Source organism: Marinomonas polaris DSM 16579 (assembly GCF_900129155.1).
Taxonomy (GTDB): Bacteria; Pseudomonadota; Gammaproteobacteria; order Pseudomonadales; family Marinomonadaceae; genus Marinomonas; species Marinomonas polaris.
In genome coordinates this window covers 56,744-70,338 of sequence record NZ_FQVF01000018.1, presented here as the reverse complement: position 1 = coordinate 70,338, position 13,595 = coordinate 56,744, and the positions used below count along the sequence as shown (strand labels likewise).

General features: G+C 42.2%; 11 protein-coding genes. 8 read left to right on the top strand and 3 right to left on the bottom strand.

Annotated elements, in window-relative coordinates; genetic code table 11:
- Nucleotides 1-21: 21 nt before the first annotated feature.
- Nucleotides 22-945 carry a dienelactone hydrolase family protein gene (locus BUA59_RS17725; protein WP_072841005.1) on the bottom strand — a complete coding sequence of 308 codons (924 nt, stop codon included), beginning with the start codon at nucleotides 943-945 and terminating at the stop codon, nucleotides 22-24.
- A 248-nt stretch (nucleotides 946-1,193) separates the two neighbouring features.
- On the opposite strand from BUA59_RS17725, the gene folM reads away from it, so the two are divergent.
- The 4 genes from folM to BUA59_RS17705 all read left to right on the top strand — a co-directional run bounded on the left by folM (nucleotide 1,194) and on the right by BUA59_RS17705 (nucleotide 4,382).
- Nucleotides 1,194-1,916: a dihydromonapterin reductase gene (gene folM / locus BUA59_RS17720; protein ID WP_072841004.1), complete on the top strand. Its 723-nt coding sequence runs from the start codon at nucleotides 1,194-1,196 to the stop codon at nucleotides 1,914-1,916.
- Nucleotides 1,917-1,989: 73 nt separating this feature from the next.
- On the top strand, nucleotides 1,990-2,673 hold the full coding sequence (gene folE / locus BUA59_RS17715; RefSeq protein WP_072841003.1) for a GTP cyclohydrolase I FolE: 684 nt from the start codon (nucleotides 1,990-1,992) through the stop codon (nucleotides 2,671-2,673).
- Between the two features lie 189 nt (nucleotides 2,674-2,862).
- Nucleotides 2,863-3,138 (top strand): hypothetical protein, encoded by a 276-nt coding sequence (locus BUA59_RS17710; RefSeq protein WP_072841002.1) that lies wholly within the window; start codon nucleotides 2,863-2,865, stop codon nucleotides 3,136-3,138.
- Between the two features lie 68 nt (nucleotides 3,139-3,206).
- Nucleotides 3,207-4,382, top strand: coding sequence for an MFS transporter (locus BUA59_RS17705; RefSeq protein ID WP_072841001.1), 1,176 nt, complete (start codon nucleotides 3,207-3,209; stop codon nucleotides 4,380-4,382).
- A 28-nt stretch (nucleotides 4,383-4,410) separates the two neighbouring features.
- Here BUA59_RS17705 and BUA59_RS17700 read toward each other — a convergent pair whose 3' ends face one another.
- The gene (locus tag BUA59_RS17700) at nucleotides 4,411-5,622 is read right to left on the bottom strand and encodes an MFS transporter (protein WP_072841000.1); all 1,212 of its coding nucleotides are present in this window, start codon (nucleotides 5,620-5,622) and stop codon (nucleotides 4,411-4,413) included.
- Between the two features lie 380 nt (nucleotides 5,623-6,002).
- Here BUA59_RS17700 and BUA59_RS17695 point away from each other — a divergent pair, with 380 nt between their 5' ends.
- Nucleotides 6,003-7,220: an MFS transporter gene (locus tag BUA59_RS17695; protein ID WP_072840999.1), complete on the top strand. Its 1,218-nt coding sequence runs from the start codon at nucleotides 6,003-6,005 to the stop codon at nucleotides 7,218-7,220.
- Between the two features lie 12 nt (nucleotides 7,221-7,232).
- Here BUA59_RS17695 and BUA59_RS17690 read toward each other — a convergent pair whose 3' ends face one another.
- Nucleotides 7,233-8,156: an AraC family transcriptional regulator gene (locus BUA59_RS17690; RefSeq protein ID WP_072840998.1), complete on the bottom strand. Its 924-nt coding sequence runs from the start codon at nucleotides 8,154-8,156 to the stop codon at nucleotides 7,233-7,235.
- Between the two features lie 294 nt (nucleotides 8,157-8,450).
- On the opposite strand from BUA59_RS17690, the gene exaC reads away from it, so the two are divergent.
- The 3 genes from exaC (at nucleotide 8,451) to BUA59_RS17675 (ending at nucleotide 13,529) form a co-directional block, all read left to right on the top strand.
- Nucleotides 8,451-9,968, top strand: coding sequence for an acetaldehyde dehydrogenase ExaC (gene exaC / locus BUA59_RS17685; protein WP_072840997.1), 1,518 nt, complete (start codon nucleotides 8,451-8,453; stop codon nucleotides 9,966-9,968).
- Between the two features lie 300 nt (nucleotides 9,969-10,268).
- Complete coding sequence (locus BUA59_RS17680) at nucleotides 10,269-11,651, top strand: L-serine ammonia-lyase (RefSeq protein WP_072840996.1); 1,383 nt, start codon at nucleotides 10,269-10,271, stop codon at nucleotides 11,649-11,651.
- A gap of 303 nt (nucleotides 11,652-11,954) precedes the next feature.
- Nucleotides 11,955-13,529, top strand: a complete 1,575-nt coding sequence (locus BUA59_RS17675) for an inorganic phosphate transporter (RefSeq protein WP_072840995.1) — start codon at nucleotides 11,955-11,957, stop codon at nucleotides 13,527-13,529.
- The last annotated feature ends 66 nt before the right edge of the window (nucleotides 13,530-13,595 follow it).

Below are 13,595 nucleotides of genomic sequence, written 5' to 3'. Positions count from 1 at the left end.
GTCCGTAACGCCTTACATAGATTAAGCGCTTAATGTCTTTTTGAAAAAACTAATGGTGCGTTCCCATGCCAGCTCGGCGTTTTTCTCTTGGTAACGAGCTGTGGAATCATTGTGAAAACCATGATTTGCTTGAGCATACACATAGGCTGTGTAATCAACCTTATTAGCCTTTAGCGCTGCTTCGTAATCTTGCCAAGTATCATTCACTCGTTTATCCAATTCGGCAAAATGTAGCTGCAACGGTGCTTTTATTTTATCTATGTTGGACTTAGCTGGTGTGCCGTAATAAGGTGCGCCAGCATCGATAGTATCTGGCATTGAAGCGGCCAAGGCATTGGTTAAGTAACCGCCATAACAAAAGCCGACCATGCCGACTTTGCCAGTACTTAATTCATGTTTTTTCAATAAAGTTGCCGCATCCATGAAATCACCTTCAATCTTATTTCCATCCAGTGTTTTCTGCATTTCTCGGCCTTTATCGTCATTGCCAGGATAACCACCCAAAGGGAACAGCGCATCAGGAGCAAAGGCGATAAATCCTGCTTTTGCTAAGCGTCTGGCGACATCTTCTATATATGGGTTAAGACCACGGTTTTCGTGAGCAACCAGCACGGCTGGGGCTTTGTTGTCATCATTGACGTTTTTTGGAATAACTAAATAGCCGCGAGCTTTACCGTGCCCATTGGGTGAATCGTATACCACATAACTAGCTCTAATATCTGGGTCATTAAATGACACTTGCTCCGCCAACGCGTAGTTGGGGGTTAGTGCTCCAGCGACGACGGAAAGAGTTAATCCAGTTACGCTAAGTGTTCCAAGGCGAGATAAAAAGGTGCGCCGATCTATGTCGCCATGAGCGTATTCGTCGTACCAATCGAAAGCTTCCTGGGGAATACTGCCGCTTGTTAATGATGTATCGGTCGATCTTTCTGTTAGTAAGGTCATCGCAATTCCTTCTTTTAGTTGGATAGTGAAATTCAACAACGCATTTTTTAGAACTTATTAATGAAAAGTGGTTCAATGGATACGTAGAAAAAAATGTTTTAGATGATATCGATTGATCTCTTTTTTAAAAGCGCACGTATCTAAGGTTAGCCGAAGAATTAAACGTTGGCTGAAACAAAATACAGATGTTGAATCGATAGTATTTTTTCATGTAGTTAATGATGATAACTCAGTAGGAACGGATACTAATGACGCGTAAAATGCCAATTATTATTACAGGCGGAGGGCAGCGCCTAGGTCTTGCCTGTGCTAAAGCGTTAGTTGCTCAAGGATATGAGGTAATTATTACTTATCGCAGAGAACGAGAAGACATTGCCATATTAGAAGGACAGGGGATTTCTTGTATACAGGCTGATTTTTCATCCATCTCTGGTGTGGATGAATTTATTGCTAGAATACAAGGTCGGTATTCGGCACTTGGTGGGATTATTCATAATGCTTCTGAGTGGGAGTCTGAAGAAGATTGTTTGGATACGGCGTTATTAATGGAAAAAATGTGGCAAGTCCACGTATTTGCGCCTTATCGTATAAATCTGGCCTTCGAAGCATTATTATGTGCGGGTTCTGAGCAAGACGGACAAGCAGACATTATTCACATGACGGATTATGTAGCTGAAAAAGGCAGTGATAAACACATAGCTTATGCTGCGAGTAAAGCAGGCTTAGCAAACTTAACTTGCTCGTTTGCTAAACGATTTGCACCTCGAATTAAGGTTAATGCGATCGCACCGTCACTTTTAATGTTTAACAGTGGCGATGACACAGAATACCGGAACAAAGCATTGAATAAATCCTTGCTGCGCAAGGAGCCAGGGGAGCAAGAAGGTGTGCTAGCGATACAGTACATATTAGACAGTCGCTATATGACAGGTCGAACCTTGTCACTTGATGGAGGCCGGCATTTGGTCTAACTCGCCGAATGGGACTTCTTTTTTTGAACGCCTTCATGTCATGAGACAGGGTTAAGCAACTTAGGACAAACATATGAAAGCTAACACAGCTGAACAAACTAATTTAAACCGCCTTGTGTTGTCTAATGAGGCGATAAAAGTACGCGATGCTCTTATCAATAGTGGTTTAGAAACCCCGATGATTGATAATGGTTTGACGAGCGAAGAAAAATACCAGCGTATTAAAAGTGCATTTGAAGATGTGGTTACAACGCTTGGTCTAGATTTGACCGATGATAGCTTGGCTGAAACGCCACACCGTATTGCTAAAATGTACGTCAAAGAAATCTTTTCTGGTTTGGATTACGCACAGTTTCCAAAAATTACTGTGATCGAAAATAAGATGCAAGTAGATGAAATGGTGAAAGTAAGCGATATTAGTTTCACCAGTACTTGTGAGCATCATTTTGTGACCATTGATGGTTTAGCGAAAGTTGCTTATTTACCTAAAACGAAAATTATAGGTTTGTCTAAAATCAACCGTATAGTGCGTTTCTTTGCCCAGCGTCCGCAGGTACAAGAACGTCTTACTCAGCAGATTCTAGTCACCTTGCAAGCCTTACTTGAAACCGACAACGTTGCGGTAAGTATTAGTGCCGTGCACTATTGCGTAAAAGCTCGAGGCGTTATGGATGCGAGTTCTTCAACTCAAACCACCGCTCTAGGTGGACTGTTTAAACGCAGCGACAAAACGCGTGGTGAATTCCTTGCAAGATAAGAGCTCGCAAGATAAGAGTCTGTAAGATATAAGCTGACTAGATTAGTACTTTAGACATAATCATCAAGCACAAAAGTAGAATTATTAATCTCAATAAAAAGAGTCTGCTCACGTAGGCTCTTTTTTTATGGGCTGAATTAAGGCAAAGTGTTTCAGCATATAGCATTATTTAGCTCTGGGGTTTTTGATATGACGGATAAAAAGAAGACAGTTTGGTTTCCAGCAAAAAAGAATGGTTGGGGTTGGGGTAGGCCAAACACCTGGCAAGGGTGGGCTGTTTTAGCCCTATACCTGTTGACGGTCGTCGTTATTAGCATCGTGAATGATCCAAAAACTGAGCTGCTTAAATGGGCCGTGTCTATGGTAATTAGCACGCTTATTTTGATTGCTTGTTATTACTGGAAAGGTGAAGCGCCAAACTGGAAATGGAAGACTATTGAAAAAGATAAGCGTAAGTGGCATTAAGTTATTTTAAAGATTTTATTTGTCCAATGAATGGGTTCAAATAATCTTTATTTGAACAAGGATATTTCATGCGCACATCTGGCGTGTTGTTATTTATTGCCTATTTAGGCTTTATTAGTCTGGGCTTACCTGACGCCGCGCATGGTATCAATTGGCCATTTGTTCGGACTGAATTTGGTGTCCCTACCGGCTGGCTGGGTTTAGTTATTGCCGCTGGTGGCGTGGGCTATCTAATGTCGAGCTTTTCAGTCGGTTATTTCATGGCTCGCTTTGGTGTCGGTTGGTTGCTAGTTATCAGTAGCTTGCTGGTGAGTTGCGGTCTTTTCGGTTTCTATTTCAGTTCCTCATTTATTATTTTTGTCTTGTTTTCTATTGTAATTGGTATGGGCTCAGGTGCTATTGATGCAGGGCTTAATGCTTACGCAGCAGAGCATTTTACTACCCGTCATATGAATTGGTTGCACGCCGCATTCGGTGTAGGCGCAACCGCTGGACCTATTATTGTTACAACAGTTTTGGTAAGTTTTTCTCAGAATTGGCGGTTGGGTTATGCTGTTCTCGCGACTATATTGTTTGTCATGGCGATGGTATTTATATTTAGTCGACACCTTTGGGAAAGCGATAAACATGCCCCCAAAAAAGCTGGCACTCAAGCAGATGACACGCCAGCAATTACCCAATTTCAGGCATTGAAGCACCCCGTTATTCGTTTTCAAATTGCGTTTTTCTTTTTATATTCAGGTGTTGAAGTGGGTGTTGGGCAGTGGGCATTTACTGTGATGACGGAATCTCGCGGTATTTCATTAGCCAGCGCAGGAACTTGGGTAGCTGTTTATTGGGGCGCTTTAGCATTTGGTCGGGCAATTTTTGGGTTCCTAGTGGAGCGTTTTGCCGTAGATCAATTATTGCGTCTTTGTTTGGCTGGTGTCGCCTTAGGCGCACTCTCTTTTACAATGAGTGCGACACCTTATACGAGTTATTTTGGTTTGGCATTAATGGGCTTCTGCGCGGCGCCCATTTTCCCTTGTATGATTTCACAAACAGTCACACGAGTTGGAAAAAAGTATTCAGTGCATGCAATCGGCTTTCAAATGAGCGCTGCGGTGTCTGGAGCCATGACCTTGCCATTTTTAAGTGGTTTGATTGGCGGACACTTTGGGCTGACCTCTTTAACCATCAGCTTTTTGTTTTATGCGGTGCTACTGTTTGGTTTGTTCCACATTATTTTAAGACGTGCTTCCTGAGTGTAAGCACAATCCCAACATAAGAACGCTAATCGTTTTCTTTGTCTAATGTGTGACGCTTTAATAAGGTTGGGAACAAATACATCCAAATACCAACGATAGCAATGGTTCCGACTCCGCCGATAACAATGGCTGGAACCACGCCGAACCATGCTGCAGTTACCCCAGATTCAAATTCCCCTAATTGGTTTGAACTGCCAATAAATACAGAGTTAGCGGCACTGACTCGACCGCGCATTTCATCCGGAGTTTCTAACTGTACAAGCGTTGAGCGGATAACAACGCTGATCATGTCAGACGAGCCTAGGAGAACTAAGGCAAGCATCGATAGAATAAGGTTTTCAGATAAACCAAATAGAATGGTTGCAACACCAAAAATAGCCACTGCGGCAAACATAATTTTCCCCACGCTGTGGGTTAACGGACGACGTGCTAAGTACACCGACATGAGTAATGCGCCAAGTGCTGGAGCACAACGTAATAAACCTAATCCCCATGGACCAGTATGAAGAATGTCTTTTGCCACAATAGGTAAGAGAGCGGTAGCGCCACCTAATAAAACCGCGAACATATCTAATGATACCGAGCCTAATATGACTTTGTTTCCGCGTATAAAAGTGAGTCCACCGAATAGGTGCTCAATGCTAATTGGCGACTTAGTTTTTACCGTAAAGTTGTAATGTAAAAAGAACATAATGACGCAAGAAATTAAGAAGCAACTCATGCTCGATAAATAGAGTGTAGTTGGCCCTAAAAGATAAATTAAGCCACCAAGTGCAGGCCCTGCGATAACCGATATTTCTCTTGCTGAGGCAATCGCGCTGACAGCTCGAGATAATAGTTCGCTAGGAATAAGATTGGGTAAAATAGCCTGATTTGCAGGCATTTCAAAGGCTCTCGCTGTGCCTAGGAGTGCAGCGCAAATATAAATCATCTCGGCTGAGATAGTCGATGTCATATTACCATAGGCTAGTATTCCGACCGTCATAGCCATGGTGAAGCGAGTGCAAACGCAAATTAACCGACGGTTGTAGCGATCTGCGACATGTCCTACTACCAAGGTTAGTAGTAGTTGCGGGAGAAACTGGCAAAGTCCCACTAGACCTAGTGCCATTGGGCTGTTGGTTAGATCGTACATTTGCCAGCCAATACCAACACTGAGCATTTGAAAAGCAAAAGAAGAGGCTATCTGCCCGATCCAGAAATGGACAAAATTTGGGTGTTTAAAAAGAGGCTGCATGATTTCCTTTCTTTTTCATTGCTGAAACAGTCATTAGCGCACTCGTTAAGCACGTTAATTTTGGGAATTCGGCCATTTTTAACGGGAGTGAGCGAGAAGGTACATTTATTATAAAAATGATTTTACGCATTTTTCTATCGTTGGTGCAAAAAGAAAACCTAAGCTTTTCTGATTATTTCTTGATAGTCGTTATTTCCATTTTAAATCCTTGGTTTTACTCATAATGGCCAGAAAAAAACACCAGGATATGATAATTTATTGCGCAGTTTATCAGGATGATAAATAGCCCTTTTATGAGATCAAGTTTACGCCACCTGCTTGTTTAAAAAGATCTGCTATTTAGGCAGACTGAACTGCTAGTTTGATATCAAGGATATGCATTGATTAATTCCGAAACCTACTCCTCTCTTCATGAGCGTTTGTCCCGTTGGTTATTGTTATCTTGTTTGATGGCGGTAGGGATTGGGCAGTCTTTTATATTTACGTCTTTACCGCCAATTGGTCGTGAAATTGGTTTGGCTGATGTTCGAATCAGTACGCTTATTACCGCAGGCGCCGCAACCTTTGTTGTTGCTGCTTTTTTATGGGGTGGCATCATTAATCGAATTGGCCGTGTGCGTTCGGTGATTATCGGTATGAGTAGCTATGCAGTGACCATTACGCTGACAGGATTTGTGCTGCAAGAAGCCTTGGCTAAGCATTTGTCAGCGGAGGAAACCTATTATTTGGTGTTCGGTTTGCGTATTATTTTTTCCCTTGGAATTGCTGGTGTTTTACCTTCTGTTCAGACCTATTTAATCGCTCATACTGACATTAAACATCGTAGTTCTACCATTGCTATGATTGGTGCAGCTTTTAGTATAGGGATGATTTTAGGTCCAGCTTTTGCGTCTTTATTGAGTAGTTTAGGACTGACTGCGCCTTTCTATATCATTGCCTTTTTGGCGGGTAGCATCGCTTTGCTGGTGGTATTTTTTGTAAAAGATACTAAGCATGTGCGTCAATTTGTGAAACCACCTAAGATCAATTGGCTTACTCAGCCGGTTATGCCATTTTTGTGCATGTCTTCTTTGTCCATCTTATCGATGACAGGTGTTCAACAAATTATGAGCTTTTTGATTCAGGATAGGTTTCAGCTTGATGTCGCCCAAACTACGCATCAGTTGGGGTTTGCCATGATGACTATGTCTTGCTTTAGCATTCTAGTACAAATGATATTGGTACCACGATTCCAGCTTGGTGTAGTGACTTTGATTTTTTCTGGGGTTGGCGTCGGAGTGCTGGCTCAGCTGGCATTTATCTTTTTAGATTCCTACGCTGGTGTTTTGTTTGCCATGGGATTGTTTGGTGCAGGCTTTGGGTTCTTGTTTCCGGGCATAGTGACCGCGCAAACTTTGTTGGTAAAAGATGATCAACAGAGTCGCTTGGCAAGCATGAATGCTTCTATGCAAGGGCTGGGAGCTGCATTGGGGCCTGTTATTTTGGCTTCTTTGTACCAGCTTGGTCAGTTGGTCCCATTTTTTGGTTTAATGTTTGGGCTAATTTTTATGCTGGTTGTTTTCATGTACTGCAAATCCAAGTCAGGACACGCCTTTTAGTTCTATCTTCTGTTATGAATTGAGCTGAGTTTGTGTTGCTTGACGAGGCGACATACCAAAGTGTTGATGGAAACGTCGGCTAAAGTGACTCAAACTTAAGTAACCTAGTTCATAACTCACTTCCGTTACTGAACATTTTTCTTGTAGACGCTGGTAAGCGCGGCTCATTCTGCGTTGATGTTGATATTCTAATGGCGTGCAGCCTAGTTGACGTTTAAAGCTTTCGTAGAAGCGACTACGGCTCATACAGGCCATCTTAGCTAGCTGATTTATATCCAAAGGTTGTGCTAGGTTTTGTTCGATACATTGGATAACACAAGTGAGACCATTTGCATCTGGTGAGCGTTGGGTGAAGCGTAATAGAGCGTCTCGACCATGATGTCGGATTATTCGAGTGACCAATTCACTTACACCAAAGTCGACGAGTAAATCTCTGTCTGGATCATTGCGAAGAAAGTCACTGGTAAGTCTATCGATGACCTGCTGCGTTGCTTGAGTATGTAGGGTGTGCAGGTGTTGGTTTGGATCTAGTGCGACGCCAGAGGGTAAAGATTCCACCATAATGTCATTCATGCGATCACAAATTTGTGCTACTCGTTCTTGTGAAATAGCAATGGTGAGACATGTAGTTGGGCGATGAAATTGTGCTTCGGGGAAATCAATAAAGACTTCTTCTTTTGGTGCCAATATAAAAGATTCATGGGGAAGAAAAGGAATATTGTCATGCTCTTTGGTGTGCATGACTTTTGCTCCTGTAACCATTCCACAATAAAGCAAAGAGTCGGCTTTTAAGCTGACTTTTTGTGCTTGCTCATAAGTGTCGTAAATACTGAGCTCGGAGTGTGGCCCAGCAAAACAAACACGATTTTCGACCAACTGTACTGGCGCGCGCTTATGTTGCAGTAATATTTTCTCTGTTGAGATAGAGCGACTCATTTACACACCTCTTTTGTCTCAATGTTTTTTATTTTAATTGTGCGGCGTGGCTAATTATCTTTTACTCATCATCACTCTTGCTTGCTCGTGGGTCAATACTAAAGCACAGCAGAAATGGATCGCTAGACAAGTTTCATGGACTCACAGGCAAGTTTTCTTCTCGTTTTCTTCCTACTCTTACTATCAAGGTTAAAACAAAGATTAAAAACCTAAAGAGAGCTTTGCACGAAGTTGCGAGTGCAGCAGGCATCAAAGTCCTCTTTAAATAAAAACAACAAGAATGGAGAATATTTTATGATCTACGCTCAACCTGGTACTAACGGTAGCCTTATTACGTTTGAAGCTGAGTACGGTAATTTTATCGGCGGTAAATGGGTCGCACCGGTGAAAGGTCAATACTTCGATAATATTAGCCCAGTTAATGGCGAAGTATTTTGTCGAATTCCTCGTTCTACTGAAGAAGACATCAATTTAGCCCTAGATGCTGCACATGCTGCACGCGCGGCTTGGGGTAAAACATCCGTTACTAATCGTTCCAATATATTGTTGAAAATTGCAGATCGCATCGAGCAAAACCTAGAAGCACTTGCTGTAGCCGAAACATGGGACAATGGTAAAGCAGTTCGCGAAACCTTGAACGCAGATATTCCTTTAGCAGCAGATCACTTTCGTTATTTTGCTGGCTGTTTACGTGCGCAAGAAGGCAGTACGGCTGAGTTAGACGAACATACTGTGGCGTATCATTTTCACGAGCCATTAGGTGTTGTTGGTCAAATTATTCCTTGGAACTTTCCGATCTTGATGGCTGCATGGAAACTTGCTCCAGCGCTTGCCGCTGGTAACTGTGTGGTTCTAAAACCAGCAGAGCAAACACCAGCCTCTATTCTTGAATTGGTCAAAGTGATTCAGGACCTTCTACCACCAGGTGTGCTTAATATCGTCAACGGTTATGGTAAAGAAGCGGGTGAAGCGCTAGCGACCAGTAAACGTATTGCCAAAATTGCCTTTACTGGGTCGACGCCAGTTGGTTCGCATATTTTGAAATGTGCGGCAGAGAATATCATTCCTTCTACGGTTGAGTTAGGTGGTAAGTCGCCGAATATCTACTTTGCAGACGTCATGCAACATGAAGAAGCTTTTATCAGCAAATGTGTTGAAGGTTTGGTGTTGGCTTTCTTTAACCAAGGTGAAGTTTGTACTTGTCCATCTCGTGCCTTGATCCATGAATCTATCTATGATGAGTTCATGGCATTGGTTATTGAACGTACTAAAACTATTAAACGCGGCAACCCATTGGATACTGACGTGCAAGTTGGTGCTCAGGCATCTAAGCAGCAGTTTGATAAAATATTGAGTTACATTGATATCGGTAAAGAAGAGGGGGCGGAACTATTAATTGGTGGTGGCATCGAATCGGTAGATGGTTTGGATAAAGGTTTCTATGTACAGCCAACCTTGTTCAAAGGCTCTAATAGCATGCGTATCTTCCAAGAAGAAATCTTTGGTCCAGTTGTCAGTGTGACGACGTTTAAAGACGAGGCTGAAGCACTTGCTATCGCCAATGACAGTGAATTTGGTTTAGGTGCTGGGGTTTGGACGCGTGATACCAACCTTGCGTATCGTATGGGGCGTAACCTAGAAGCCGGTCGCGTTTGGATGAACTGTTATCACCAGTATCCAGCTCACTCTGCTTTTGGTGGTTATAAAAAATCTGGTGTTGGTCGTGAGACTCATAAAATCGCTCTGGAGCACTACCAACAAACTAAAAACATGCTGATAAGCTATGATGTGAATCCATTAGGATTCTTTTAATTCAGTCAAAGTAGATCGCTGACTCATCATGAATAATAATGAAAAACCAAAAGATTTCGGTCTTTTGGTTTTTTTCTTTTCTTTTCTTTTCTACTTTAAGGACTAATTTCATCACCAATATAATGATCTTTAAACGTCAAAAAGTTGCCTCTTTCGAAACTTGTAATTGATATAGACAAAAAAAATCTGTTTCCAATTGGAAACTTTATCTCATAAGTGATAATTTCTTTTGCCATTGAACTCGTACTTTGTATTTTAATCGCCGTGTAAAAAAGCATTTATCGGCAGAGGGAAAAGGCTATGGCAATCAGTTTATTTGACCTTTTTAAAGTGGGAATTGGTCCTTCCAGCTCTCATACAGTTGGCCCTATGGTGGCTGCAAATCAATTTGTTCATCAGTTACAAGATCGGCATCTATTACCTAAAGTGAGTCGGTTAAAAATTGATTTATATGGCTCGCTTGGTGCTACTGGGAAAGGACATGGTACTGGATCAGCAGTTTTAATGGGGCTTGAAGGTGAACTGCCAGATTTGATTGATCCTAGCCGTGTTAATGAGCGAGTTGAGCAAATAGAGACATCTTCACATCTTAATCTATTGGCTCAGCGGCCTATTTTTATTGATGTCACGACAGACTTAATTTATCACCGTATTGATCGTTTAGACTTTCATGCTAATGGCATGGTGTTGGTTGCCTTTGATACTGAAGGCCAAGTAATTCACCAAGCGACCTTTTATTCAGTTGGTGGTGGCTTCATTGTGCAGGAAGATGAGCACGGAAATGTGGCGTTGGTTGAGGATGCCACTGAACTTCCTCATGTGTTTCATAGCGCCGAAACATTGATTCAGCTTTGTCGAGCACAAGACAAAAGCATTGCGCAGATCATGATGGAAAATGAAAAACATTGGCGGACCGAAGATGAAATCAAGCAAGGCATTCTTTCCATCTGGTCTGTAATGAGGGCCTGTGTCCAGCAAGGTATTCGTAGTGAAGGAATCTTACCTGGTGGACTAAAAGTAAAGCGTAGAGCCGCTAGCCTATACAGAGATTTAACCAGTAAAACACGCATGGATATGATTACACCATCGTTAGGTGCTATGGATTGGGTCAATCTTTATGCCTTGGCAGTGAATGAAGAAAATGCCGCTGGTGGGCGTGTAGTAACGGCTCCGACAAACGGTGCAGCGGGAATTATTCCGGCTGTATTGCATTATTATTGGGAGTTTTGTCCTCGTTCTAGTGAAGAGGGCGTGATTAATTTTTTCCTTACTGCAGCGGCTATCGGGTTGTTGTTCAAAGAAAATGCGTCTATTTCTGGTGCTGAAGTGGGTTGCCAAGGGGAAGTGGGATCGGCTTGTGCTATGGCTGCGGCTGGATTGGCAGCGGCGACAGGCGGTTCTCCTGAACAAATAGAAAACGCGGCAGAAATTGGTATGGAACATAATTTGGGTCTGACTTGTGACCCTATTGGTGGTTTGGTGCAAGTGCCTTGTATAGAGCGCAATGCCATGGCATCAATTAAAGCCATTAACTCTGCGAGTATGGCACTTCGGGGCGATGGAACGCATTATGTTTCCCTCGATAAAGTCATTCGTACCATGCGAGACACAGGAAGAGATATGAATGATAAGTACAAAGAAACATCTCGAGGCGGACTAGCCGTCAATGTGATTGAATGCTAGCTGCTTAGTAATATTATATTTGTAACAAAACAGTCATATTTCTGTAGTATCTTTTCATTCAGTGCCTATTTAGGCACTTTTTTTGTCCTTTTTCGAGTCGTAGCTATCAGCAAGTTTAGGGGTTTTTATCTGAAGACTCCCAGTGTAGAATGGCGCCGAATTTACATTTTTCAAAAAATGTGACGGGATGAATTGAGAGCCAAATTTATTTGGGATGCTAGGATAAGCATGTCGTCGGTAGTTTAAGCATCGTTTAAATTATCAACGGTTTGGCATAGATTAATTATAGAAAGAAGAGCCCGTATGGATCTTACAAATAACCCGAAAGAAGAATCCACGTTATTGAGTGGTCATGAGTTTGTCCGTGTATTGATTGCCTTAGCCTTTGTTTTGCTATCAGGTTTTTATGCTTCAGCTAATGGTGTTGGGGTTTCTAATTTATCTATATTAGCCATCGCAGCGGCAATTGGCGCCTACATGGCCGTAAATATTGGCGCTAATGATGTGGCTAACAATGTTGGGCCAGCGGTAGGGTCTAAAGCCTTATCCATGACTGGAGCAATTTTGATAGCTGCTGTTTTTGAAGCTGCTGGTGCTTTGATTGCCGGTGGTACAGTTGTTGGTACTATTAAAAATGGCATTATTAATCCTAATTCAATTGGCGACGCTGAAACCTTTATTTGGGTTATGATGGCGGCCTTATTAGCTGGTGCAATTTGGCTAAACTTAGCGACCTATCTTGGTGCTCCTGTTTCGACAACTCATTCTATTGTTGGTGGTGTACTTGGTGCAGGTATTGCTGCTGGCGGTTGGGATATTGCGAATTGGGATAAATTGATTGCGATTGTTGCTAGCTGGATCATTTCGCCAGTGATGGGGGGCGTGATCGCTGCGTTATTCCTAATGTATATCAAACGTTCAATTACCTATAAAAGCGACATGATTGATGCGGCTAAAAAGGTTGTACCTTTATTAGTTGGCCTAATGGTTTGGGCGTTCTCAACGTATCTTATTCTTAAAGGTCTTAAACATCTTTGGAAGCTAGATTTTGTTACGGCAGCGATGATCGCTTTTGCAATTGCATTAACTGTTTACTTCCTCATTCGTCCTATGATCGATAAAGCGGCAACTGCATTGAAAAATGATAAAGATGCTGTGAATAGTTTATTTACACTTCCTCTTATTGTATCTGCTGCTTTGCTTAGCTTTGCTCATGGTGCTAACGATGTTGCCAATGCGATTGGGCCACTTGCTGCTATTAATGATGCTTTAATGACTGGTGCTGTTTCTAGCAAAGCATCGATCCCTATTTGGATTATGATGGTTGGTGGTATTGGTATTGCTGTTGGTCTTGCTCTATTTGGTCCTAAGCTTATCAAAACGGTCGGATCTGAAATCACTGAATTGGATAAAACACGAGCTTTTTGTGTTGCCATGGCAGCTGCTATTACGGTAATTGTCGCTTCTCAGCTTGGTTTACCTGTTAGTTCTACTCACATTGCTGTGGGCGGGATCTTTGGTGTTGGTTTCTTACGTGAGTACTTGAAACAATCGTATGAGAAAAAACTGGCGTCTATCATTTCTCATTCAGAATCTGCGGGTCACAATGGTCAGCAAACACAAGAGTTTGTGAAACGTTTCAAGTTGGCGGATGTCGAGGAAAAGCGTGCAATTTTGAAAGAATTGAAAGCCGCGCAAGCTTCATCCCCTATCTCATCTGAAGAACGTAAAGGCTTGAAGAAAGCAACGAAGAAAGAATTGGTGAAACGCTCTGCTTTGTTACGTATTGCTGCTGCATGGGTGATTACTGTTCCTGCTTCTGCTGTACTTTCAGCTATAATTTTTTATATGTTACTCGGCTTTTCTGTTTCTCGATAAGTCTCTTTCAAGATAAACAAAAAAAGATCAGCTTCTCTGATCTTTTTTTGTTTTCATCCCGCCGTC